Origin of the sequence: Streptomyces sp. NPDC096046, from assembly GCF_040303285.1 — a bacterium.
Lineage (GTDB): Bacteria > Actinomycetota > Actinomycetes > Streptomycetales > Streptomycetaceae > Streptomyces.
Map to the genome: position 1 here is coordinate 87,443 of NZ_JBEOSZ010000001.1, position 23,041 is coordinate 110,483.

20 protein-coding genes and 1 pseudogene are annotated in these 23,041 nt (G+C 71.5%); 17 read left to right on the forward strand and 4 right to left on the reverse strand.

Annotated elements, in window-relative coordinates; all coding sequences use genetic code 11:
* Window positions 1-91: 91 nt before the first annotated feature.
* On the forward strand, window positions 92-1,582 hold the full coding sequence (locus tag ABTX62_RS00420; protein WP_352114109.1) for an aldehyde dehydrogenase: 1,491 nt from the start codon (window positions 92-94) through the stop codon (window positions 1,580-1,582).
* A complete protein-coding gene (locus ABTX62_RS00425; RefSeq protein ID WP_502997879.1) occupies window positions 1,567-2,340 on the forward strand; it encodes a gamma-glutamyl-gamma-aminobutyrate hydrolase family protein in 774 nt (257 codons plus the stop codon). The genes ABTX62_RS00420 and ABTX62_RS00425 overlap by 16 nt, the downstream gene beginning before the upstream one ends.
* 32 nt (window positions 2,341-2,372) lie before the next feature.
* On the opposite strand, the gene ABTX62_RS00430 is transcribed toward ABTX62_RS00425, so the two are convergent.
* Window positions 2,373-2,957, reverse strand: a complete 585-nt coding sequence (locus ABTX62_RS00430) for a MarR family winged helix-turn-helix transcriptional regulator (protein ID WP_283968256.1) — start codon at window positions 2,955-2,957, stop codon at window positions 2,373-2,375.
* A gap of 607 nt (window positions 2,958-3,564) precedes the next feature.
* On the opposite strand from ABTX62_RS00430, the gene ABTX62_RS00435 reads away from it, so the two are divergent.
* The 3 genes from ABTX62_RS00435 to ABTX62_RS00445 all read left to right on the forward strand — a co-directional run bounded on the left by ABTX62_RS00435 (window position 3,565) and on the right by ABTX62_RS00445 (window position 7,935).
* The gene (locus ABTX62_RS00435; RefSeq protein ID WP_352114111.1) at window positions 3,565-5,103 is read left to right on the forward strand and encodes an alanine/glycine:cation symporter family protein; all 1,539 of its coding nucleotides are present in this window, start codon (window positions 3,565-3,567) and stop codon (window positions 5,101-5,103) included.
* Window positions 5,104-5,602: 499 nt separating this feature from the next.
* Window positions 5,603-7,321: a SpoIIE family protein phosphatase gene (locus ABTX62_RS00440; RefSeq protein WP_352114112.1), complete on the forward strand. Its 1,719-nt coding sequence runs from the start codon at window positions 5,603-5,605 to the stop codon at window positions 7,319-7,321.
* 152 nt (window positions 7,322-7,473) lie between these two features.
* Window positions 7,474-7,935 carry a DUF5990 family protein gene (locus tag ABTX62_RS00445; RefSeq protein ID WP_352114113.1) on the forward strand — a complete coding sequence of 154 codons (462 nt, stop codon included), beginning with the start codon at window positions 7,474-7,476 and terminating at the stop codon, window positions 7,933-7,935.
* 128 nt (window positions 7,936-8,063) lie between these two features.
* On the opposite strand, the gene ABTX62_RS00450 is transcribed toward ABTX62_RS00445, so the two are convergent.
* Both ABTX62_RS00450 and ABTX62_RS00455 read right to left on the reverse strand, forming a co-directional pair.
* Window positions 8,064-9,458, reverse strand: coding sequence for a phosphatase PAP2 family protein (locus ABTX62_RS00450; RefSeq protein ID WP_352114114.1), 1,395 nt, complete (start codon window positions 9,456-9,458; stop codon window positions 8,064-8,066).
* Window positions 9,459-9,658: 200 nt separating this feature from the next.
* Window positions 9,659-9,751 (reverse strand): annotated as a pseudogene (locus tag ABTX62_RS00455) (LysR family transcriptional regulator); the annotation flags it as partial.
* A 679-nt stretch (window positions 9,752-10,430) separates the two neighbouring features.
* On the opposite strand from ABTX62_RS00455, the gene ABTX62_RS00460 reads away from it, so the two are divergent.
* The 7 genes from ABTX62_RS00460 (at window position 10,431) to ABTX62_RS00490 (ending at window position 16,738) form a co-directional block, all read left to right on the forward strand.
* On the forward strand, window positions 10,431-10,634 hold the full coding sequence (locus ABTX62_RS00460) for a cold-shock protein (RefSeq protein ID WP_004986771.1): 204 nt from the start codon (window positions 10,431-10,433) through the stop codon (window positions 10,632-10,634).
* A gap of 178 nt (window positions 10,635-10,812) precedes the next feature.
* Window positions 10,813-12,297 carry a DEAD/DEAH box helicase gene (locus ABTX62_RS00465; RefSeq protein WP_352114115.1) on the forward strand — a complete coding sequence of 495 codons (1,485 nt, stop codon included), beginning with the start codon at window positions 10,813-10,815 and terminating at the stop codon, window positions 12,295-12,297.
* Between the two features lie 43 nt (window positions 12,298-12,340).
* Window positions 12,341-12,574: a CBS domain-containing protein gene (locus ABTX62_RS00470; protein WP_352114116.1), complete on the forward strand. Its 234-nt coding sequence runs from the start codon at window positions 12,341-12,343 to the stop codon at window positions 12,572-12,574.
* A 488-nt stretch (window positions 12,575-13,062) separates the two neighbouring features.
* The gene (locus ABTX62_RS00475; RefSeq protein WP_352114117.1) at window positions 13,063-13,413 is read left to right on the forward strand and encodes a helix-turn-helix domain-containing protein; all 351 of its coding nucleotides are present in this window, start codon (window positions 13,063-13,065) and stop codon (window positions 13,411-13,413) included.
* A 234-nt stretch (window positions 13,414-13,647) separates the two neighbouring features.
* Window positions 13,648-15,711: a galactose-binding domain-containing protein gene (locus ABTX62_RS00480; protein ID WP_352114118.1), complete on the forward strand. Its 2,064-nt coding sequence runs from the start codon at window positions 13,648-13,650 to the stop codon at window positions 15,709-15,711.
* Window positions 15,712-15,730: 19 nt separating this feature from the next.
* On the forward strand, window positions 15,731-16,327 hold the full coding sequence (locus ABTX62_RS00485; protein WP_352114119.1) for a TetR/AcrR family transcriptional regulator: 597 nt from the start codon (window positions 15,731-15,733) through the stop codon (window positions 16,325-16,327).
* A gap of 123 nt (window positions 16,328-16,450) precedes the next feature.
* Entirely contained in the window at window positions 16,451-16,738 is a 288-nt protein-coding gene (locus tag ABTX62_RS00490; RefSeq protein WP_352114120.1) for a DUF4190 domain-containing protein, read from the forward strand.
* A gap of 161 nt (window positions 16,739-16,899) precedes the next feature.
* On the opposite strand, the gene ABTX62_RS00495 is transcribed toward ABTX62_RS00490, so the two are convergent.
* On the reverse strand, window positions 16,900-17,343 hold the full coding sequence (locus tag ABTX62_RS00495) for a hypothetical protein (RefSeq protein WP_352114121.1): 444 nt from the start codon (window positions 17,341-17,343) through the stop codon (window positions 16,900-16,902).
* Window positions 17,344-17,771: 428 nt separating this feature from the next.
* Here ABTX62_RS00495 and ABTX62_RS00500 point away from each other — a divergent pair, with 428 nt between their 5' ends.
* From ABTX62_RS00500 to ABTX62_RS00520, 5 genes are all read left to right on the forward strand, one after another.
* Window positions 17,772-18,944 carry a sensor histidine kinase gene (locus ABTX62_RS00500; RefSeq protein ID WP_352114122.1) on the forward strand — a complete coding sequence of 391 codons (1,173 nt, stop codon included), beginning with the start codon at window positions 17,772-17,774 and terminating at the stop codon, window positions 18,942-18,944.
* A complete protein-coding gene (locus tag ABTX62_RS00505; protein WP_352114123.1) occupies window positions 18,941-19,651 on the forward strand; it encodes a response regulator in 711 nt (236 codons plus the stop codon). The genes ABTX62_RS00500 and ABTX62_RS00505 overlap by 4 nt, the downstream gene beginning before the upstream one ends.
* A gap of 97 nt (window positions 19,652-19,748) precedes the next feature.
* Entirely contained in the window at window positions 19,749-20,912 is a 1,164-nt protein-coding gene (locus ABTX62_RS00510; RefSeq protein WP_352114124.1) for a serine hydrolase domain-containing protein, read from the forward strand.
* A gap of 303 nt (window positions 20,913-21,215) precedes the next feature.
* Entirely contained in the window at window positions 21,216-21,419 is a 204-nt protein-coding gene (locus ABTX62_RS00515; RefSeq protein WP_030846597.1) for a cold-shock protein, read from the forward strand.
* Between the two features lie 149 nt (window positions 21,420-21,568).
* The gene (locus tag ABTX62_RS00520; protein ID WP_352114125.1) at window positions 21,569-23,005 is read left to right on the forward strand and encodes a DEAD/DEAH box helicase; all 1,437 of its coding nucleotides are present in this window, start codon (window positions 21,569-21,571) and stop codon (window positions 23,003-23,005) included.
* The last annotated feature ends 36 nt before the right edge of the window (window positions 23,006-23,041 follow it).

The following is a 23,041-nucleotide window of genomic DNA, read 5'->3' on the forward strand; positions in this document are numbered from 1 at the left end:
GCTGCGCCGGAGGCACGGCAGCACCCTCGTCGCCATATCGTTTGATCTCAAACCACATGATGCGCATCACGGATCTGGCCTGGAGGTTCATATGCCGGCTGTCACCCACGACGAGTGGCTCCGCCGTGCCAAGACGCTGGAGGTGTCCGGCGCGCACCACATCGACGGCGCCGACGAGGCCGGCTCGGGCAGCACGTTCCCGGTCGTCTCGCCCCGTGACGGCCGGGTCGTCGCCGAGGTCGCCGACGCCGGACCCGACGAGGTGAACGCGGCCGTCGCCGCCGCCCGGCGGGCCTTCGACTCGGGACCGTGGCCGCGCCTGGCGCCCGCCGAGCGCGGCCGGGCGCTGCTGCGGATCGCCGAGCTCCTCGAAGACCGACGCGAGTCGCTGGCCCTGACGGTGAGCCTGGAGATGGGCAAGCCCATCACCGACGCGTACGACATCGAACTGCGCGCCGTCATCAGCACCTTCCGCTGGTACGGGCAACTGGCGGACAAGCTCACCGACGAGTCGCCGCACACCCCGTCGGACGCGCTCGCGCTGGTCACCCGGGAGCCGGCCGGTGTCGTCGGCGCGGTGGTCCCATGGAACTTCCCGCTGACGCTGGCGGGCTGGAAAGTCGCCCCGGCACTGGCCGCCGGCTGCACGGTCGTCCTGAAGCCTTCCGAGAACTCGCCGCTGTCCGCGCTGCTGCTGGGACGGATCGCCACCGAGGCCGGGCTGCCGCCGGGCGTGCTCAACGTCGTGGGCGGCGACGGGCCGGTGGCCGGGCGGGCCCTCGGCCTGCACCCCGATGTCGACGTTCTCGCCTTCACCGGGTCCACCGCCGTCGGCCGGCACTTCCTCCGTTACGCCGCCGACTCCAACCTCAAGCGGATCTGGCTGGAGTTGGGCGGCAAGTCGCCGAACATCATCCTTCCCGACGCTCCCGACCTTCAGAAGGCCGCCGCCACCGCGGCCTGGGGCATCTTCTTCAACCAGGGCGAGATGTGCACCGCGCCCTCCCGGCTGCTCGTCCACTCCTCGATCGCGGATCGTGTCACCGAGGCGGTCGTCCGGCGGGCCCGGGAACTGCGCGTCGGTGATCCCCTCGACCCGGCCACGGAGATGGGCGCCCTGGTCGGCGAGGGTCACCTGGAGCGCGTACTGGACCACATCCGGCGCGGAGTCGACGAGGGCGCGCGCCTGCGTACCGGGGGCTCGCGGACCCTTCCGGACACCGGCGGCAGCTTCCTTGAGCCCACCGTGTTCGACCAGGTCGGCCCCGGCGCCCGCCTGGCCCGCGAGGAGATCTTCGGCCCGGTGCTGTCCGTGCTCACCTTCGACGACGTGCACGAGGCGGTACGGCTGGCCAACGGGACCGAGTACGGACTCGCCGCCGGCCTGTGGACCTCCGACCTGTCCACCGCACACCAGGTCTCGCGGTCCCTCAGAGCCGGAACCGTGTGGGTCAACTGCTACGAGGAGGGCGATCTGACCGTGCCCTTCGGAGGCATGAAACAGTCGGGCAACGGCCGCGACAAGTCCGCGCACGCCCTGGAGAAGTACACCGAGCTCAAGACCACATGGATCCGGCTGTGACCCGTACCTCCAGGCCACGACCGGTGCCCCGTACCCCCGGGAGACCGCTCATCGCGATCCCCGCCCGCTTCTCCGCCACCACCTCGGCGCTGCGGTACGCCGCCGAGGTCAACGCCCGCGCGCTCGTCGAGGCGGTGTGGCGGGCCGGTGGCGAACCGGCGACGATCCACCCGCACGCGCCGGGCGGCACCGCCGACCCCGCCGAGGTCGCCGCGCGTCTCGCCCGCTTCGACGGTGTGCTGCTGCCGGGCGGTGGCGACCTCGCCCCGCGCCGCTATGGCCACACCGTCGGCGCAGTCCACGAGAGCGTGTACGACGTCGACGACGAGCAGGACGGCTTCGACCTCGAGGTCGCCCGGTGGACACTGGACTCGGGCCTTCCCCTGTTGGCGGTCTGCCGCGGCCTGCAGGTCGTCAATGTCGCGCTCGGGGGCACCCTGGAGCAGGACATGGGCGGACCGGAACGCGAGCACCGGCACCTTGTGCACGCCGTCGCGCTGGAACCGGGGTCGGGCGTGGCGCGGGCCGCGCGGGCGGAGAAGGTCGACGTGTCCTGCTACCACCACCAGCGGATCGACCGGATCGGCGCGGGTCTGCGCGTGACCGCCACGGCGGTGGACGGCACGGTCGAGGCGCTCGAACTTCCGGACGCCCGGGGCTGGTTCACGGCCGTTCAGTGGCACCCCGAGGACACCGCGCACGAGGACGTGGCGCAGCGGGGCCTGTTCGACGCGCTGGTGCGGGCCGCCCGGGAGTGACTCGGAGTGCCCCGGAAGCGCAGGCGGCGGTGTCAGGCGGCGGTGTCGGGCTTGGGGCGACGGCCGCTGCGGCGCGGTGTGGGCTCGGCCCCGTCCAGCAGAGTGCGGCGGCGCTCCTCGCCGTGCTCCTCGACCTGGATCACGACACTGCGCAGCCCCTCCGCGAGCTGTCGGCAGTCCGCGTCGCTGAGCCGCCCCGTGACGAACGCCTCCTCCTCGTTGAAGGCCGGAAACACCCGCCGCATGAGCTCCTCGCCCTCGTCGGTGAGGCTGAGCAGAACCAGCCGGCCGTCGGAGGGGTGGCCGGCCCGCCGCAGCAGCCCACGGGACTCCAGCGTGCGGGCCACGCCGGTGAGGGTCCCCTTGGAGATCCCCGCCTCCTCCGCCACGTGCCGGGTCTCCGACTCGCCCCACACCCAGACCACCCACAGCACGACGAAGGCCGTCCAGGTCAGATCGGAGCCGCGCAGTACGGAGTTCTCCAGGTGCTGACGCACCGCCGAGGCGGCCCGGTAGATGTTGGCCACGGCCGCCATCTGGTCCCGGCGGATCGGGATGCCGCCGAGCTTGGCCGCGGCGAGCTTCTCGGCTTCGGTGATGGATCGCTGGCCGGGCACGGGGGCTCCTTCGATTTCCTCGGCTGACCGGGACAGCTTGTTCCGGTTCGATCGTTCGGCCTCAAATTGTACGGAGACGGAGATGCGGCCGGTGGCCGGAGTCGCACGTCTCGTCACCACCGACCGCACCCGCGGCACGGCAGCCGGGGCCCGGCGACGACTCGGCGCGCTCACCGTCCCGGAGGCGGCAGTGGCAGACCTTCTCGCCACCCACGCGTGGATGCTCGGCGGTGAGCAGTCCGAGGTCCTCCACGTCGGAGGTCAGGATCGCGTAGATAGATGTCCGGTGAACGGATCTCGGGCTCCGCATAACGGTCCGATATCGCTCGCTGGCATTTTCGACGGTAACTGCGCGTCATGTGACTTGCATCACTCAAGCCCTGGCAAAAGCCGTGGTAGAACTGCGCAACTCCGCAGGTAGCACCGTTCAACGCCGCCACGCGGAGCGGTCGGCATGCACCGGCAGCACAACCAGGGTGATCACGATCCGCATCCAAGGACAGCCCGCTCAGCGTCGCCGATCGAACAACGGCGTTCGTTCCGAGACCGCACATCGACCGGCGGCACTTCCCCTGTGCCCCGGACTCGCACCATCGAGGTAGCCACTGTGTCACTCGACTCCGTCACCCAGAACATCGACGAGGCCGTCAGCGATTTCTTCGAACCGATAGCCGAATGGCTCGGGAAAATCGTCTTCTACGCGGTTCCCGTCGGCGGAACGGACCTTCCCCTCATCGTCGCCTGGCTCGTCGTCGCCGGCCTGGTCTTCACCGGCTGGTTCGGGTTCGTGCAGGTCCGCAAGTTCAAACTCGCGTTCGACGTGGTGCGCGGGAAATACGACGAGAAGGGGTCGGCGGGCGAGGTCAACCACTTCCAGGCGCTGACCGCCGCCGTCTCCGGCACGGTCGGCCTCGGAAACATCGCCGGTGTGGCCGTGGCCGTCTCCATCGGCGGCGCCGGCGCCACGTTCTGGATGATCCTGTGCGGCCTGCTCGGCATGGCCACCAAGTTCGTCGAGGTCACCCTCGGTGTGAGGTACCGCGAGGTGCACGCCGACGGCACCGTCTCCGGCGGCCCGATGCACTACCTGCCCAAGGGCCTCAAGGAGCGCTTCGGCAGCGGCGGCGCCAAGCTCGGCAAGGTGCTCGCCGTCCTCGCCTCGATCATGATCCTCTTCTTCGGTCTGTTCGGCGGCAACCTGTTCCAGACCAACCAGAGCTACGCGCAGATCTCCTCGACCTTCGGCGGCGAGGACGGCTTCCTGGCGTCCTCCGCCGGTGCCGTCCTCTTCGGCCTGGTCGTCTCCGCACTGGTCGGTCTCGTGCTGCTCGGCGGCATCCGCTCCATCGCCTCGGTCACCAGCCGGCTGGTGCCCGCGATGGCCGGTATCTACATCGTGGCCTGCCTGGTCGTCATCCTGGGCAACGTCACCGCGGTGCCGGACGCCTTCCAGGAAATCCTGCGGGGCGCCTTCGAGGCCGACGGCGTCGTCGGCGGTGTGCTCGGTGCCCTGATCATCGGTTTCCAGCGCGCCGCGTTCTCCAACGAGGCCGGTCTCGGCTCCGCCCCGATCGCCCACTCCGCGGTCAAGACCAAGCACCCCGCCAGCGAGGGTCTGGTCGCCCTGCTGGAGCCGTTCATCGACACGGTCGTCATCTGCACCATGACCGCGCTGACCATCGTCATCGCCGACCCGCCCAGCTGGACCGAGGCCCGCGAGGGCAAGGACATCGGCGGCGTCACCATCACCTCCGACGCCTTCGAGACCGTCCTGCCCTGGTTCCCCTACGTCCTCACCATCGCAGTACTGCTGTTCGCCTTCTCCACGATCCTGACCTGGGGCTACTACGGCCTCAAGGCCTGGTCGTACCTGTTCGGCAAGAGCAAGACCAGCGAGACCGCCTTCAAGGCCATCTGGAGCCTGTTCGTGATCCTGGGCGCCCTCATGTCCCTCGACTCGCTGATCAGCCTCGCCGACTCCGCGCTCTTCCTGCTGTCGGTGTTCAACATCATCGGCCTGTACCTGCTCGCCCCCTTCGTCAAGCGCGAGCTCAACTCCTTCCTGGAGTACGTCCGCGCCCGCAAGGCCGGTGAGATCAGCGACGACGGCGACGAAGACCAGGAGTCGGTGAAGACCACCGCCTGACCGCCCCCGGCGACCCGGCTCCGGTACGGGCCCGTACTCACCTCGCGCCTTGGTGGGTACGGGCCCGTACGCCTGCCTTGGCGTCTTGCAGGTCAGCGCCACAGCACCTGCCCAAGCGCCGACGCTTCCCAAGCTAGAACCCGAGTTCGATTCTCGTCACCCGCTTCATGTGAAACCCTCAGGTCAGCGGCCCGAGGGTTCTCGTCGTCCAGGGCGGGCCGGGGGCGCAGGCCGACGTCGCGTGCACCGGGCGGGCGTTGTTCCGGCACTCTGGACTGTGCCGTACACGGCGGTCGCCGCTCGGTTCGCGCGCGGGGCGAAGACGCCGGGCACAGCGCGTCGGGGACGGCAAGCGGCGTCTCGCTCCGAGGGAACGCATGACCAGGCGCGATCGCCGATCTGATCGGCACCGAGTCGGGGGATGATCGATCCACCGGTGTGTCGGTCCGCCGACGCGCCCGCGGTCTTCGGGGAGGGTTTTCCATGACGGAGGGGCGGCATGGTGGAGGGTGTGGCAGGTGAAGGGCGGTGGCGGGCGGCGGCCGAGCCGGGATTCTGGCAGCGGGTCGTCGGGCAGCTGGGCACAGCCCTGATCGTGGGGGACACCGCCGGACGGATCCTCGCGGTCAATCCGGCCGCCGAGCGGCTGCTGGGGCGCACCGCGTCGTCGATGCGCGGGGAGGACGCACACGACCTGCTGCACCGCGACGCGGACGGCGGCAGCGTCCCCCGGGAGCAGTGCCCGCTTCTGCGGACCCTGGCCGAGAGGACCGAGGCACGCGGGGAGGGCCACCTCTGCCGGCGCGGTGACGGCCGCCTGGTCGCGGTCTCCTGGTCCGCTTCCCCCCTGACGGACGACGGCGTCTTCATGGGCATGGCCGTGCTGTTCACCGACGCGGCCGCCGACCGCACCGCGCGTCGGGAGCGTGCGGCCTACACACGTGCGCTGGAGGACCTCACCGAGCGGCTGACGCTGGTCGCGGAGATCACCGACGTGCTGGGTCAGACGCTGGAGACCGATGAGGCCCTCGCCCGACTGGGCCGCCTGCTGGTTCCGCGCCTCGCCGACTGGGCGGCGGTGGACCTCCGGGCGGGTTCCGGACAGGTTTACCGGGTGGCGGTGACGGGTCCCGGGGGGCGGGACGCCGCGCTGGAGGACTGGCACGAACGCCTTCCCGAGCCCGGGGAGGAGACCCGCTCCCCTCTGGTGCGGGTGCTGAACGGCGGTGATCCCGTCCTGCAGCGCGAGGCGGACGTGACCGCACCGACCGACTCGGCCCTGGCCGCCGTGCACAGCGGCTTCCTGCGTACCGCCCGTGCCACCTCCGCCGTCACGGTGCCGCTGGGCTCCCGACAGCAGGTCACCGGCGCCCTGACACTGGTGCGCACGGACCCGGCGCACCCCTTCGACACCGACGACCTGACCGTGGTGAGCGACATCGGCCGCCGGGTCGGACTGGTCATCGACAACGCCCGCCGCTTCGGCCGCCAGCGCGCCGTCGCCGAGGCCATGCAGCGCAACCTGCTCGCCCCACTGCCGCAGCCCGGCCGCCTGCGGCTCGCCGCCCGCTACCAGCCCGCCCCGGCAGGCTCCCAGGTGGGCGGCGACTGGTACGACGCGTTCGAGCGGAAGGACGGCACGCTCGCGCTGGTGATCGGCGACGTCGTGGGCCACGACCTGACCGCGGCGGCCGGAATGGCGCAACTGCACGGCATCCTGCGCTCACTGGCCTGGGACGACAGCGGCCCGCCCGGTGCCGTCGTCGACCGTCTCGACGACGCCATGCCCGCCATCACCACCGTCCCCATGGCCACCCTCGTCCTCGCCCTGCTCGAAGGCGACCCGCACAGCGGCCCGTGGACGCTGCGGTGGACCAGCGCGGGGCATCCGCCGCCCCTCCTGCTGACCCAGGACGGACAGGCGCGGTACCTCGAAGCGGGGCAGGGGGTCCTCCTCGGCGCCCCTTCGGGCACCGGTGCCGGCCGGCCGAGCGCCGCGGAGGTCCTGCCGCCGGGTTCCACCCTGCTGCTCTACACCGACGGTCTGATCGAGATCCCCGGCAGCGACCTGGACACCGGCCTCGCCCGGCTGCGCCGCCACGCCCTCGCGCTCGCCCATGAGCCGCTGGACACGCTCTGTGACCGGCTGCCCGCCCGCATGCCGCCCGGCAGCACGGACGACGTGGCCCTCCTCGCCCTGCGCCTGCCGTCGCTGTGAGAACCGGGCCGGGTGAGTCGGGAGGACGGTGCCCAGGCCTGGACGACCGGAACGCGGAAACGCGCCGAGTTCGCCCGGCTCGTCACCACGTCGACCGCCTCCCCGGCCCCGTGGCCGGACACCGGAAAGGGCAGGAGGGGATGATGGCCGTCATGCGCATCCGCATCGACGCCGTCGACCTGCCCGGCCTCACCCGCCCCGCCCCCGCCGACGGCGCGGCGCCCGCCCACGGCGACCTCCACGTCGCCGTGCAACGCCGCGACCGTCCGGCCGAACTCCTCGATCCACAGCCCGGCGACGCGTCGTCCGCGACCTGGACCCTGGAGTGCACCACGAGTACCTCACCGGCCGGCACCGAGATCCGGGGGCCGTATGTGCAGGACCGTCTGGGCCGGCGGTTCATCTACCTGTCGTGGGGGACGGTCGACGCGTCGGGCGTGTTCACGATGTTCCGCCGCGCGAAGCTCATGCTCGATGTCATCCCCGCCGATGTGCTCGCCGCCGCCCGCGAAGGGCTGCTGGTCGGACGCCTCGGCCTGACCGACGCGCAGGGCGGGCCCCTGTGCGCACGGGTCGAGCCCCCGCACATCACCTGGACCGCCGCACGAGGGTGAGGGGGATCTCGCCTCGGGCGCTCCGGTCGGAGCGGCGGGCGAGGGGCGACGCCCGACACCGTTCGGGGCGTCCGGCCGCGCACCAGTCCCGGCGACAGGACTCTCTGCCGCTCAGCCCTTGGGAACGGTCAGCGCAGCTCCGGTGAGGGAGCCTGCGCGGGAGCAGGGCCTTCGCGCTCCTCGGGCACGGCGTCCTCCCGTGCGGTGTCCGCTTCCGGGGCCGCCCGGGGGCCGACCAGCCGCACGGTCGGGATCCCGGCGGGTTCGGCCGGGTCGGCCGCCCACCGTGCGGTGGTCCGTACATAACCGTGGATCACCGAGACCATCGCCAGGATGACGAGGGGACCGGACACCTCCGGATACCGGGCCATGTCCATCGACAGGTAGCGGTACGCCAGCAGGAGCGCGACGAAGATCGTGGTGCCGTGGACGACCAGCAGGATCCCTCGCCGGTCCCAGCCATGCTGGAGCGAGCGCAGGGCTGCCTCGATGGTGAGGGTGAAGACCACGCCGGCGACGAGGTCCACGCCGTAGTGATAGCCGAATCCCAGGGTCGCGGCGAGCGTGGTGACCAGCCAGAACGTGCCCGCGTACCGCAGGAACCGCGGGGCCCTGCGGGTGTGGACGAAGATCGCGACGGCCCACGCCGTGTGCAGACTGGGCATGCAGTTGCGGGGGGTGATCCCGTCGTACGTCATCGGGGCCGGGGTGCTGATCGGCAGTGACGTGTGCGGCCACAGGTTGGCCGCCGCCCACTCCACGCCGCCGGTGCCGGAGGCGCCCGGGCCGTAGGCGAAGACCGGGCCGACCACCGGGAACAGCATGTAGATGCCCGGCCCGAAAAGGCCGATCACCAGGAAGGTGCGCACCAGGTGATGGCTCGGGAAGCGGCGCTCGACCGCCACGTGGCGCAGTTGGTGGAAGGCGACGACGACCGCGGCCACCGCGAGCTGGGCGTAGACCAGGTGCAGAACATGGCCGCTGATCGGTTCGGTGGCCTCGACCAGCCGGCCCGCCAGCCATGACGGGTTGCCGAGCGCGTGATCGGCCATCGCCACGTACTGGTCGAGGACCGTCGGGCGGGTCTTGGCCGTGATGAGCAGCCAGGTGTCGCCGGTCTTGCGGGCGGCCACCAGCAACAGGCCCAGGCCGACGCCCTTGAGCAGCAGGACGCGTTCACCGCCGGTGCGGCGCGTGACGGCGATGACCGCGAAGCCCAGCATCACCCACAGCGCACCGGTGCCCGGCACGTCGCCGTCGGACATGTCGGCGCCCACAGCCCATCGCACCGACAGGAGGACGGCGTCGATGCCCAGGGCGGCGCCGGCCGCGATGAGCCGCTGCCGCCAGGTGAGCACCACCATCATCAGCACCAGACCGCCGTACAGGGGGCCCGCCTTGGGAGCGAGGATCAGGGCCTGCACCTGGGTGGTGATCGGTCCCGGTTCGCCGTAGCGGCGGGCGGCGATCTCCAGCGCGACGAGGAATCCGCACCCGACCACAGCCGCCGCGATCCACGGCATCGCGCGCCCATGGCGCCACGCGCCCCGTTGCGTCCTGCCGCCTCTTCGCGAAAACACCCGCGATGCCCTGGATTTCAATCTTTTGGCCGATTCATCCGAATGGCTGGGGAGATGGAGAGCGATGGAGGGACCATCGCGAGCTCGAACATGCTATCGGAGTGTCGGCGGACGTCAGGGGGGCATGCCGGGATCGACTCTGTCGGGGGCTGCACGATGCCGAGCCGCTCCGCGCCCCTCCCGCAGTGCGGTTCCTCGGCGACGGCGACGAAGTACCGCAACTCCCTTGATTCCACGCCGTCATGCTACGGCTCCGACCTGGGGCGACACCGGTGCGATATCGCGGGCCGGCCGATCGGTGCGGGCCCGCCGCCACCGGCTCCGCACAGGATCGACCGCATGAGCGAACAGATCATCGCGTCGGCGACCGGCGCGGACACGGCATCGGAGACGAGATCGCCGCCGATCCGGGCACCCTCGGCCGGCCAAGGAGGGAGCGGGAAGCCGAAGGGGCCCCGGCGTCGTCGGCCCCGGACGACGCCGTCGCCGATCGGTGACATGTCCACGTAGTCGTCGGCCCGGGTACGCCCGCACGGGTGATGTGACCTTCGTCGCGGGAGCGGGATTCCGGCGTCTTCGCCGCCGTGCCGCGCGCTGACGGCGGTGGCGGCCGCTCGCCCCCGTCCACGGAGGTCACAGCCCCGGAACGCGCGGGTACGACAGGAAGGGGCGCGCGCCCGGACGGCAATATCTGTGCTCGCGAGATGAGAAAGAGAAGCGGGGCCCGCCGAATATTCCTCGCACGCCGTCCGGCACGGAAATTCCGCACGTCACCGACCCGATCATCCCGTGCTACTGTCGATCTCAGTTGCAGGTGTGGTTGCCAGAAGGTTCATTTCCTACGGGGTAATCATCACGGCGACACGGAATTCACACAGGGTGGATTCCCGAAACCGCCTCCGAAGGAGAAACAAAATGGCTACTGGCACCGTGAAGTGGTTCAACGCGGAAAAGGGCTTCGGCTTCATCGAGCAGGACGGCGGCGGCGCCGACGTCTTCGCCCACTACTCGAACATCGCCGCCCAGGGCTTCCGCGAGCTGCTGGAAGGCCAGAAGGTGTCGTTCGACATCGCGCAGGGCCAGAAGGGCCCGACGGCCGAGAACATCGTGCCCGCCTGACACCGGCGCTCGCATATTTCGCAGCTGGGGCCCGCACCTCTGGGGTGCGGGCCCCAGCTCGCTGCTTTTTTCCCGCCGGTCCGAACCGGCCGTATCGATTCGGCTCGTCTCGAGATTCTCTGCGCCGCTCCTCTGCTGCGGATTTTCCTTGCTACGTGCCCATCAAGGAAGGTCCCGCATGAAGCGTGCCCACACATCCCGTACCCGTGACCGTTTCTCCGTGGGCGACGGCGCCGGCCGCCGCTCCGGTGCTCCGCGCCGCGCGCAGAGCTACGGCGGCCGCCGGGCTCCCCAGGGCGAGTTCGCCCTGCCGAAGACGGTCACACCCCCGCTGCCCGCCGTCGAGGCGTTCGCCGATCTCGACATGCCCGCGCGGCTGTTGGCCACGCTCGGCCGCGAAGGCGTGACCGCGCCGTTCCCGATCCAGGGCGCGACCCTGCCCAACTCCCTGGCCGGCCGGGACGTCCTGGGCCGTGGCCGCACCGGCTCGGGCAAGACCCTGGCCTTCGGTCTCGCCGTCCTGGCCCGTACGGCGGGGCAGCGTGCCGAGCCGCGGCAGCCGCTCGCCCTCGTCCTCGTGCCCACCCGTGAGCTCGCCCAGCAGGTCACCGACGCGCTCACTCCGTACGCCCGCTCCGTGAGCCTGCGGCTGGCCACCGTCGTCGGCGGGATGTCCCTCGGCAAGCAGGCCGGCGCGCTGCGCGCCGGGGCCGAGGTGGTCGTCGCGACGCCCGGCCGCCTCAAGGACCTCATCGACCGGGGTGACTGCCGCCTGAGCGATGTCGGCATCACCGTCCTCGACGAGGCGGACCAGATGGCCGACATGGGCTTCATGCCGCAGGTCACCGCACTGCTCGACCAGGTGCGCCCGGGCGGACAGCGGATGCTGTTCTCCGCCACCCTGGACCGCAACGTCGACCGGCTGGTCCGCACGTACCTGCACGACCCGGTGGTGCACTCCGTCGACCCGTCCGCGGGCGCGGTCACCACGATGGAGCACCACGTCCTGCACGTGCACGACGCGGACAAGCACCGCACGACCACCGAGATCGCGGCGCGCGACGGCCGGGTGATCATGTTCCTCGACACCAAGCACGCGGTGGACCGGCTGACCACGCACCTGCTGAGCAGCGGCGTGCGCGCCGCGGCCCTGCACGGCGGCAAGTCCCAGCCGCAGCGGACCCGGACCCTCGCCCAGTTCAAGAGCGGGGACGTGACCGTACTGGTGGCCACCAACGTCGCCGCCCGCGGCATCCACGTCGACAACCTCGACCTCGTCGTCAACGTGGACCCGCCCAGCGACCACAAGGACTACCTGCACCGCGGCGGCCGTACCGCCCGTGCCGGCGAGTCCGGCAGCGTGGTCACCCTGGTGACCCCGGCCCAGCGTCGTGGCATGAGCCGGCTGATGACGTCGGCGGGCATCACCCCGCAGATCGCCCAGGTCCGCTCCGGCGAGGCGGAGCTGAGCCGCATCACCGGCGCCCAGGCCCCTTCCGGCATCCCGGTCGTCATCCCCGCGCCGCGCGCGGAACGCCCTCGCGGCGCGTCCGCCCCGTCCCGGGGCCGCCGGGGTCGCCGCCCCGCCGGCCAGGGCCGCCCCGCCGGCGAGGCGGCGCGCTCCAGGGGTCAGCGGCGGACCGGCTTCGGCTCGGCCGCGTAGAGCCCTCGCGCCCACCAGCCACCTTCTACGGCAGGAGACACCCATGACGCCGGTACGGACGCAACACCACGCCATGGCCCATGCGCCGCGGATCAGTGACGACATGACGGTCGAGGTGGCGCTGTCCCTGATGGCCGGGGCCCGGGTCGACCACCTCGTCCTCTGTGACGGGGACGACCGGAGCACCGGTCTGGTCACCCTGGCCGGGCTCAGCGTCCTCCGGGACGCGCCCGCCTATACGGACCGGGTCCGGGTCCGGGACCTCCCGCAGGGGTGAGGCCCGGGCGGTGAGCCGCCACCAGAACCGATGAGGGCCCTGCCGACGCGCGTCGGCAGGGCCCTCATCGTCATGCGCCCGGCCCGCCGTCCTCCTCGGTCCGCCGACCGGGGCCCCCTGAACCCTGCACCACCGGAACCCCAAAATCTGTCTTTGTCAGAGTAGACATTGGCGCGCGCCGCGATTACTCTCCTTCGTGTTGACACAGTCGGACACAGTCGAGCAAGACGTAAGGAAGGACGGAGGAGCAGACGCCATCAGGATCGCCCGGCCCGGGAGGCTCTCGGTCCGGGTACCGCAAGACCCCGGAATGGATGGTGGTCCCCGGTCACGCAGCCGCGATCCCCGCACCCCTCCCGTTGTCGGGCCGGGTAGCGGAAACAGAAGGTCGGCACAGCATGAGGGCCGACAGATGGTGTTGAATTTCCTTCGGGGCCCTGGTGCCGTACGGCACCAGGGCCCCTCGACGCGTTGTACTACGAGGTGACATGGAAGCAGATACCCCGCTCAGCGACCGGCTGGACGACGACGACTACCCCGCCTACACCATGGGCAGGGCCGCGGAGATGCTCGGCACCACCCCGGGCTTCCTCCGAGCCATCGGCGAGGCGCGCCTGATCACTCCGCTGCGCTCGGAGGGCGGACACCGCCGCTACTCCCGCTACCAGCTGCGGATCGCCGCGCGCGCCCGCGAGCTCGTCGACCGGGGTACGCCGATCGAGGCCGCCTGCCGCATCGTCATCCTCGAGGACCAGCTCGAAGAAGCTCAGCGCATCAACGCCGAGTACCGCCGCGCCGCGAACCAGGCGGCCGCCGGATCAGACCCCGGTCCGAGCTGATCGCGTCCGGGCCGCGGGCCGATCCTCCGCCCCGTGAGAACCCCAGGTCGGCGGCCTGGGGTTTGTTGTCGTCCCGTCCGGTCCGGAATCCGCCCCGGGGTGAATCGGCCCCCGGTCATCAGGTCAACCGTCCCGGACCCTTGACTCGTTCAGCGGCAGTGGCGATTCTCGTCGCACACTTTGCGAGGTCATGACAAGGCGACCGCGCGACCCGCCGACCGAGGGACGTGGGCTGTGACCAGTTCCGGACGCCCGTACCGCAGACGCAAGCACGTCACCGTTGTGTCGCTCCTCCTGCTCGTGCTGTCGATCGCGCTCGGCCCGACACCGAGCTCGGCCGCCGGGACCGACTGGTGGGATCCGACCGCGCGGCCCGCTCCGGACTCCCGGATCAACGTCACGGGTGAGCCCTTCACCGGCACGAACGCCGAGGGCGAGGTGCGCGGCTTCGTCGACGCGCACGACCACATCTTCTCCAACGAGGCCTTCGGTGGCCGTCTGATCTGCGGTAAGGCCTTCTCCGAGCAGGGCGTGGCCGACGCGCTCAAGGACTGCCCCGAGCACTACCCGGACGGCTCGCTCGCGATCTTCGACTTCATCACCCACGGGGGCGACGGCAAGCACGACCCGACCGGCTGGCCCACCTTCAAGGACTGGCCGGCGCACGACTCGCTGACCCACCAGCAGAACTACTACGCCTGGATCGAGCGGGCCTGGCGCGGCGGGCAGCGGGTGCTGGTCAACGACCTCGTCACCAACGGCGTGATCTGCTCGGTGTACTTCTTCAAGGACCGCTCCTGCGACGAGATGACGTCCATCCGGCTCCAGGCCAAACTGACGTACGACATGCAGGCCTTCGTCGACCGGATGTACGGCGGGCCCGGAAAGGGCTGGTTCCGGGTCGTCACCGACAGCGCGCAGGCCCGCGAGGTCATCGAGCAGGGCAAGCTCGCGGTGGTCATGGGGGTCGAGACCTCCGAGCCGTTCGGCTGCAAGCAGGTCCTCGACATCGCGCAGTGCAGCAGGGCGGACATCGACAAGGGGCTCGACGAACTGCACGCGCTGGGCGTGCGCAGCATGTTCCTGTGCCACAAGTTCGACAACGCCCTGTGCGGCGTGCGCTTCGACTCGGGCGCGCTCGGGACGGCCATCAACGTCGGGCAGTTCCTGTCGACCGGCACGTACTGGAAGACCGAGACGTGCAGGGGCCCGCAGCACGACAACCCCATCGGCAACGCGGCGGCCCCCGCGGCCGAGAAGAAGCTCCCGGCGGGCGAGGAAGTTCCCTCGTACAGCGCCGACGCCCGGTGCAACGTCCGGGGCCTCACCGATCTCGGCGAGTACGCCGTCCGCGGCATGATGAAGCGCGGCATGATGCTGGAGATCGACCACATGAGCGTCAAGGCCACCGGCCGGGTGCTCGACATCTTCGAGGCCGAGTCCTACCCCGGCGTGCTCTCCTCGCACAGCTGGATGGACATGGACTGGACGGAGCGGGTCTACGGGCTCGGTGGCTTCATCGCCCAGTACATGCACGGCTCCGAGGGCTTCGTCGCGGAGGCGAAGCGGACGGAGGCGCTGCGCGACAAGTACGGCGTGGGCTACGGGTACGGCACCGACATGAACGGCGTCGGCGGCTGGCCGGGACCGCGCGGGGCGGACGCGCCGAACAAGGTCACCTACCCGTTCAAGAGCGTCGACGGCGGCTCGGTCATCGACCGGCAGACCACCGGCGAGCGCACCTGGGACCTGAACACGGACGGCGCCGCCCACTACGGCCTCGTCCCGGACTGGATCGAGGACATCCGCCGGGTCGGCGGTCAGGACACGGTCGACGACCTGTTCCGGGGCGCCGAGTCCTACCTGGACACCTGGGCGGCCTCCGAGAACCACGAGGCCGGCATCGATCTGGCGGCCGGTTCCGCCGCGTCGGCCAGTTCCTCGGAGTGGAGCCTGTTCACGAGTTACCAGCCGCACCGGGCCGTCGACGGGGACCGCCGCACCCGCTGGGCCAGTGACTGGAGCGACGACCAGTGGTACCGGATCGACCTCGGCTCCACCCGGACCGTCGGGCGGGTCACCCTCGACTGGGAGCGCGCGTACGCGAAGTCGTACCGGGTGGAGCTCTCCACCGACGGGACGAACTGGCGGACCGCCTGGTCGACGACCGCGGGCGACGGCGGCCTGGACACCGCTCGGTTCGCCGGCACACCGGCCCGGTACGTCCGCGTCCACGGGCTGGAGCGCGGCACCGGGTGGGGCTACTCCCTCCACGAGGTCGGCGTCCACAGCGGCTGACACCCACGAGAGGGGCTCCATGGCACGGTTGCCGTCCGCGGAGCGGCGGCGACAGCTCACCGAAGCGGCGATCAGGGCGATGGCCCGGGACGGCGTCCCCAGGACGACGACCCGGTCCATCGCCGCCGAGGCGGGCGTCTCGCTGAGCGTCGTCCACTACTGCTTCGACTCCAAGCAGCAGTTGATCGAATCCGTCATCACCACCATCACCGGGCATTACGTGACCGTGGTGAAGGAGGCCATACGGCCCCGGAACACCCTTGAGGACACGGTCCGGGCCGGTTTCCAGGCGTACTGGGACCACGTCCGGGCCCATCCCGACGAGCACATGCTCACCTATGAGCTGACGCAGTACGCCCTGCGTCAGCCCGGGTTCGAGCACCTGGCACGCCGTCAGTACGAGTTGTACACGGAGGCGTACACCGAGCTCATCGACCAGCTCCGGCAGTCCATGGGGCTGCGGCTGCGCGTACCCGTGCCCGTCCTGGCCCGCTACCTGGCCGCCATGACCGACGGACTGACCCTCAACTTCCTCGTGCTGGGGGACGACTCGGCCTGGTCGGGCCTCCTCGACACGGTCACCGCGCACATCGCCGGGCTGGTGCACGACGACTGACGGGGGCGCTCTCCCGAGTCGGTTGTCATGGGAACGCCACCGAGGGGCACTCGAACACAACAAGGCGAAAGTGAGGAGAGTGCGGCCCTTTCGGTCCGTGCCATCGACAACTGGGAGTTTTCCATGGCGAGTTATGGCGGTTCCTCTGCCGCGTCCTCCGGTTCGCGCACCAACGGCCTGGCGATCGCGAGCCTGTGCTGCGGCATCATCGGCCTGTTCCTGCTGAACATCGTTCTCGGTCCGCTGGCCATCATCTTCGGTGCCATCGCCCGCCGCCAGGCATCGGTCAAGAGCGGCGCCGGCATGGCGAAGGCGGGCATCATCCTCGGCGTCGTCGACGTGGTGCTGTGGCTCGTGCTCCTGGCCGTGGCCAGCAGCAACGGCGGCTTCACCTGGTACGTCGGCGGCTGAGCCCCGCATCAGGACCGACGCGGGGCATGCGGGCGGGTCAGCGGACTCGCGCATGCCCCGCGATCGGACGAACGTCCCCTGCCAGGCCGTTGTTCACCCTCCGCCGCCGATGACGAGCACCTGACCCACGTCCGGTGTCCCCTCGGCTCCGCGGCCTCGTGTCAGGCGTCGTACGGTACGTCGCCGACCGGGGCGCCGGGGCGGGGCCGGTCGGGGGCCAGACGGCGGTAGGCGGCGCGGGCGTGGACGAGGCGGGCCAGACCCGTGCCGACGAGGGCGGCGGTGAACAGGCAGGCCAGCCACGTGGTGTCGCGGTGAGCGGCCCAGGTGAGGACACCGGCGGGCGGTATGGCGAAGCCGTTGAGGAACAGCCAGCACAGCACGGTCGTTCCGGGGGCGGCCGTGAACCGTGCGCACAGGCCCAGCAGGGCGGCCAGCAGGGACAGACCGGACAGGGCCACTTCGGGCCGGTCCGTCCCCACCACGGTGTTGAGGAGCGCCACCAGCACCAGTGCGCCACCGCCGGCCCCGGCCCACACCAGCGAGGTGGCCACGGGCTGGGGGACGGGCCTGGCTCCGGTGCCCAGGGGCTTCCACTCGATCATCCCGGCGGCTTCCTTCCCTTCCTCCTGAACGGCGATTCTCCCCCGGCCCCCGGCCGTTCCCCCGGGTGCTCGCCAGGCTGCCGGCAAGCTTCCCTCCGGGGAAACACCCGATCAGGACAGCCGACCCGGCCGGGCGGGCAGTGCGCAGGACGGTCGGCCGGAAACGCGGGGACGGTCCGGGCCCCAGGTGCGGGGGGGGCGGCGGACACGGGCGCCCGTCCCGACATCGACCACTGGGACAGAGGCCGGGGAGCGGGGACCGAGGTCCGGAAGCGAACCGGCCAAGTGTTCGTGACGGACAGGGAACTCGAAGCGCCCTCGGCCAGGACGGAAAGCGACAACCCCGGTTCCGCCATGCCGGTCCGCCCGTCCCCGCTACGGTTTCCGTTCCGGGAGTCGGGCCGCACGAGACGGGGGCGTACGCCACCATGGGCATACGCGGGGAGCTGCGCGGGGGGTGGGAGCGGGGGCGGACCCTCGCGGCGGACCATCCACTCCTGGTCGACATCGGCGTCGCGCTGCTCGTCCAGGGCGCGATGACCATGCCGTTCCTCGTACCGCGTGCGCCCGGGCTGCCGCCGGCGACCTGGGCCGCGTACGGGCTGAGCACGCTCACCGTCGTGCCCCTGGTCTGGCGCAGGCGCGCTCCCCTCGCCGTGCTGTTCGCGATGCTGGCCGCCAACGCGCTGTACCGGCTGACCGTCGACGGACCGGGGCAACCGCTCCCGTACACGGGGCTGGTGGCCGTCTACACCGTCGCCGCGCTGTCGGGACCGCGGGCGCGGCTCCTCACCGGGCTGGTGCTGATGGTCGCCGTGCCGGTGGGCGTGTGGCTCAACACCCGGTCGGCACGTGAACTGACCTTCTCGCTCTTCGTCTTCGCCGCCGCCTACGTCTTCGGGCGGCTGACCGATGCCCGGCAGCGGGCGCACCGCGTCGAGGCCGAACAGGCCGCCGCACGCGAACGGGCGCGCATCGCACGGGAGATGCACGACATCCTCTCCCATGCCGTGAGCCTGATGATCGTGCAGGCCGAGGCCGGGCCGGTGGCGGTGCGTGCCGCGCCCGAGCGGGCCGAGGCGGCCTTCGACGCCATCTCAGCGACCGGGCGGGACGCCATGGCCCAGCTGCGTCACATGCTGGGGGTGCTGCGGGACGGAGGGGACGACACCGGCGGCACCGCCCCGCGCGAGCCGCAGCCCGGACTCGCGGCGCTGCCCGGCCTTCTCGACCGGGTGCGCGGGAGCGGACTCGATGTGGTGTACCGGATCGAGGGGGAGGTCACGCCGGTGGCCGGCGACGTCGAGGTCACCGTCTTCCGGGTGGTGCAGGAGGCCCTGACCAATGTCGTCAAGCACGCGGACGCGCGTACGGTTACGGTCCGACTTTCTTACAGCAAACATGAGTTGGAGGTGGCCGTGACCGATGACGGGCGTGCGGCGCACGCCGTGACCCGCCGTGGCGGGCACGGGCTCGTCGGCATCCGTGAACGGGCCGCGGCCCACGGGGGCAGCGCGGCCGCCGGGCCGGGGACGGGCGGGCGTGGCTTCGAGGTGCGGGTGCGCATCCCGCTGTCCGCCGCGGCGGAGGTGAGGGCGTGACGATCCGTGTCGTGATCGCCGACGACCAGGAGCTCGTGCGCAGCGGCTTCGCGATGATCCTGGACGCGCAGCCGGACATCGACGTCGTCGCCGAGGCGGGCGACGGTGGCGAGGCCGTCGACGCGGTGCGGCGGCACGCGCCCGAGGTGGCGCTGCTCGACATCCGGATGCCCCGCGTGGACGGCATAGAGGCCTGCCGTGCGATCAGTGCGGCGGGCGACTGCCGGACGGTGATGCTGACGACCTTCGACTCCGACGCGTACGTGTACGACGCGCTGCACGCGGGCGCGAGCGGCTTCCTCCTCAAGGACGTCCGCCGGGACGACCTCGTGCACGCCGTACGGGTCGTCGCCCGGGGCGACTCGCTGCTCGCACCCTCCGTCGCCCGGCGCCTGGTGGAGCAGTACACCCGGCCCGCCGCCCGGTCCCGCCGGCCCGACCCCCGGCTGGACGTGCTGACCGCCCGGGAGCGCCAGACGCTGCTGGCGCTCGCCCGGGGTCTGTCGAACGCCGAGATCGCCGCCGAGCTGGTGGTCAGCGACCACACCGTGAAGACGCACGTCGGCAACGTGCTCGCCAAGCTGGGCCTCCGGGACCGGATCCAGGCCGTCATCTGCGCCTACGAGACCGGCCTGGTCGCTCCCGGGGATCCCCGGCCCGGGGGAGGCTCCCTCTCCGGGTCCTCCCCCGCACGGGCGAGGAAGTGACGTCCCAGGACCACCGGTGCGGGCGATCCGCGTGGCGGCCGCGCCGCGGAGGATGAAGCCGTCACTCGACGTCACCCGCTCTCACCGGAGATTCGCCATGAAGACCCGTACCAGCCTGCTGACCGCCGCCGTACTCGTCGTGGGGATCGCCGCGGGGCCGTCCGTGCTCCCCGCCGCCGCCTCCGCCCCGGCCGCATCGACGGCCGCGCGGTCCCCGGACGCCGCCCTCGAAGCCGCGATCGCCGGCCTCCCCAACGCCGGCGCCACCGCCGCCCTCGTCCGCGTCGGCGGCGAGGAGGGCGTCTGGCACGGCAGTTCGGGGGTGCACGATCTGCGGACCGGCCGGGCCGCCGACCCGGCAGCCCGCTTCCGCGCGGGGTCCGTGACCAAGGTCTTCACCGCCGCGGTCGTGCTGCAACTGGCCGAAGAGGGCCGGCTGGACCTGGACCGCAGCGTCCGCTCGTATCTGCCGGACCTGATCCCGGCGTCGTACGGGGGCGTCACCGTCCGCCGGCTCCTCGACCACACGCACGGCATTCCGGCCCCGGACTTCCCCGGCACCACCGTCGAGGAGTGGTACGCGCACCGTTTCCGCGTCCACGACCCCCGGGGCATGGTCCGCTCGGCGACGTCGAAGGACCCCGAGTTCGCGCCGGGCGAGCGGCAGCACTACCTCAACATCGGGTACACCGTCGCGGGCCTGCTCATCGAGCGCGTCACGCATGACTCCTACGAGCGTCAGGTCGCCCGGCGGGTGCTCGGGCCGCTGGGGCTGCGGAACACCTCCTTCCCGGGGACGAACCCGCGCATCACCGGGCCGCACAACCACGGCTACCAGATCATGCGGCTCGACGACGGCACGACCGGGCTCCGGGACGTCTCCGTGTGGGGGGCGACGGACGGCTGGGCGGCCGGGGACATCATCTCCACCACCGCGGACCTGGAGCGCTTCACCCACGCCCTGTTCCGGGGACAGGTCGTGCGCGGGCCGCTGCTGGAGGAGATGTTCACGCTGCCCCGGGTGAGCGACTTCCGGAGCGGGAAGCCGGCCGCCTACTCGGCCGGCCTGTCCATGAAGGTGCTGGGCGGACGCGAGGTGTGGGGCAAGACGGGCGGGCGCTGGGGGTACAACGCAGCCATCGCCTCCACCCGCGACGGCTCCCGCACCCTCGTCTACAGCGTCAACTCCACCGACGCCAAGGGCCAGGGCATGAGCAGGACCGCAGAGAACATCATGGTGGCGGCCTACGGCAGGCCGTAGGCAGGCCCGGCGAGAGGGTGGGCCGCCCGGAAGGCCGGACGGCCCACCCGGTGCAGAAAATCAGCCACGGCAGGCGTGATCCACCTCCCATCTGAGATTCCCGAGCCAACCGCGCCGGCTTGTGCTACCTTGGCTGGTGTTGCAGTTTTGGTTCCCAAAGACTTCGAGTGCTCTATCGGCCTCCGTCGACGAGCACTCTTTTTGTTTCCGAGGATTTTCGAATCTCTCCGGAGGGTGATCATTTCAGCGACCCCGAGTCGGCAAAGTGCAGGTCTCGGGTACTGCCCCTCAAGGGAGATGCACATGGCAACTGGCACCGTGAAGTGGTTCAACGCGGAAAAGGGCTTCGGCTTCATCGAGCAGGAGGGTGGCGGCCCGGACGTCTTCGCCCACTACTCGAACATCGCCACCTCCGGCTTCCGCGAGCTTCAGGAAGGCCAGAAGGTTACCTTCGACGTCACGCAGGGCCAGAAGGGCCCGCAGGCCGAGAACATCGTTCCCGCCTGACGCGTACGCGAATGCCCTGACCGGGGCCCGCACCCTCGCGGTGCGGGCCTCGGCTCGTTTTGCTCTTCTCCGGCTCAACTCTTGCGAATCCTGCGGCTCTCGTGCCGCCGCGCATTCCTCGACGCGTGCCGCATCGAGGAAGGTTCCCCATGGACCGCACAGCTCGCAGGAGCCACGGCTCCCCCCACTCCCGTAACAACCAGGTCCGGTCCCGGAAGTCGGGCGGCGGGGGCACCGCGTCCCGTCCGGCCGGCAGGCGCCGCACCGCCACCGGCCAGGAGTTCGCACCGCCCGTCACCGTCACCCCTGCGCTGCCGGCCGTCGAGGCGTTCGCCGAACTCGACCTGCCCGAGCGACTGCTGGCCGCGCTGACCGCCGAGGGCCTGACCGCGCCGTTCCCGATCCAGGCGGCGACGCTGCCGAACTCGCTGGCCGGCCGGGACGTCCTGGGCCGCGGGCGCACCGGCTCGGGCAAGACGCTCGCCTTCGGGCTCGCCCTGCTGGCCCGCGTCGACGGGCAGCGCGCGGAGGCCCGGCAGCCCCTCGCCCTCGTCCTCGTGCCCACGCGCGAACTGGCCCAGCAGGTCACCGACGCCCTCGCCCCGTTCGCCCGCGCCCTGCGGCTGCGGCTCGCCACGGTGGTCGGCGGTTTGCCGATCGGCCGGCAGGCGAACGCGCTGCGCACCGGTGCCGAGGTCGTCGTCGCGACGCCCGGCCGCCTCAAGGACCTCATCGACCGCGGCGACTGCCGGCTGGACCACGTCGGCATCACCGTCCTCGACGAGGCCGACCAGATGACCGACATGGGCTTCATGCCGCAGGTCACCGCACTGCTCGACCAGGTGCGCCCGGGCGGACAGCGGATGCTGTTCTCCGCCACCCTGGACCGCAACGTCGACCGGCTGGTCCGCACGTACCTGCACGACCCGGTGGTGCACTCCGTCGACCCGTCCGCGGGCGCGGTCACCACGATGGAGCACCACCTGCTGCACGTGGAGGACGCGGACAAGCACGCCACGACGACCCGGATCGCCGCCCGCGACGGACGCGTGATCATGTTCCTCGACACCAAGCACGCCGCCGACCGGCTGGCCAAGAAACTGCTGGCGGTCGGCGTGCGCGCCATGGCGCTGCACGGCGGGAAGTCCCAGTCCCAGCGGACCAAGACCCTGGCCCGCTTCAAGGACGGCCACGTCACCGTCCTGGTGGCGACCAACGTCGCCGCCCGCGGCATCCACGTCGACAACCTCGACCTGGTCGTCAACGTGGACCCGCCCGGTGACCACAAGGACTACCTGCACCGCGGCGGCCGTACCGCCCGCGCCGGCGAGTCCGGCACCGTCGTCACGCTGGTCCTGCCCCACCAGCGCCGCGAGATGACCCGGCTGATGGCCGACGCCGGCATCACTCCGCAGGTCACGCGCGTCCGCTCGGGCGAGCCCGAGCTGAGCCGCATCACCGGGGCGCAGGAGCCCTCGGGCGTGCCCGTCGTCATCGCCCCGCCGGCCGCCGAGCAGCCGCCCGCGCGCACGGGTTCCGCTCCGAACGGACGACGGAGCAGGCCGCCCCGGGGCCGCCGCCGCTGAACCGGCCCGCCGGTCCCAGGGCCTGTCGTCCGCGTC

Bases quoted from the DNA above. Each gene is read 5' to 3' on its own strand.
- ABTX62_RS00420 (WP_352114109.1), top strand. From the start codon at position 92: ATGCCGGCTGTCACCCACGACGAGTGGCTCCGCCGTGCCAAGACGCTG.
- ABTX62_RS00425 (WP_502997879.1), top strand. From the start codon at position 1,567: ATGGATCCGGCTGTGACCCGTACCTCCAGGCCACGACCGGTGCCCCGT.
- ABTX62_RS00440 (WP_352114112.1), top strand. From the start codon at position 5,603: ATGGTGGAGGGTGTGGCAGGTGAAGGGCGGTGGCGGGCGGCGGCCGAG.
- ABTX62_RS00445 (WP_352114113.1), top strand. From the start codon at position 7,474: ATGCGCATCCGCATCGACGCCGTCGACCTGCCCGGCCTCACCCGCCCC.
- ABTX62_RS00450 (WP_352114114.1), bottom strand. From the start codon at position 9,458: ATGCCGTGGATCGCGGCGGCTGTGGTCGGGTGCGGATTCCTCGTCGCG.
- ABTX62_RS00460 (WP_004986771.1), top strand. From the start codon at position 10,431: ATGGCTACTGGCACCGTGAAGTGGTTCAACGCGGAAAAGGGCTTCGGC.
- ABTX62_RS00465 (WP_352114115.1), top strand. From the start codon at position 10,813: ATGAAGCGTGCCCACACATCCCGTACCCGTGACCGTTTCTCCGTGGGC.
- ABTX62_RS00470 (WP_352114116.1), top strand. From the start codon at position 12,341: ATGACGCCGGTACGGACGCAACACCACGCCATGGCCCATGCGCCGCGG.
- ABTX62_RS00475 (WP_352114117.1), top strand. From the start codon at position 13,063: ATGGAAGCAGATACCCCGCTCAGCGACCGGCTGGACGACGACGACTAC.
- ABTX62_RS00485 (WP_352114119.1), top strand. From the start codon at position 15,731: ATGGCACGGTTGCCGTCCGCGGAGCGGCGGCGACAGCTCACCGAAGCG.
- ABTX62_RS00490 (WP_352114120.1), top strand. From the start codon at position 16,451: ATGGCGAGTTATGGCGGTTCCTCTGCCGCGTCCTCCGGTTCGCGCACC.
- ABTX62_RS00495 (WP_352114121.1), bottom strand. From the start codon at position 17,343: ATGATCGAGTGGAAGCCCCTGGGCACCGGAGCCAGGCCCGTCCCCCAG.
- ABTX62_RS00500 (WP_352114122.1), top strand. From the start codon at position 17,772: ATGGGCATACGCGGGGAGCTGCGCGGGGGGTGGGAGCGGGGGCGGACC.
- ABTX62_RS00510 (WP_352114124.1), top strand. From the start codon at position 19,749: ATGAAGACCCGTACCAGCCTGCTGACCGCCGCCGTACTCGTCGTGGGG.
- ABTX62_RS00515 (WP_030846597.1), top strand. From the start codon at position 21,216: ATGGCAACTGGCACCGTGAAGTGGTTCAACGCGGAAAAGGGCTTCGGC.
- ABTX62_RS00520 (WP_352114125.1), top strand. From the start codon at position 21,569: ATGGACCGCACAGCTCGCAGGAGCCACGGCTCCCCCCACTCCCGTAAC.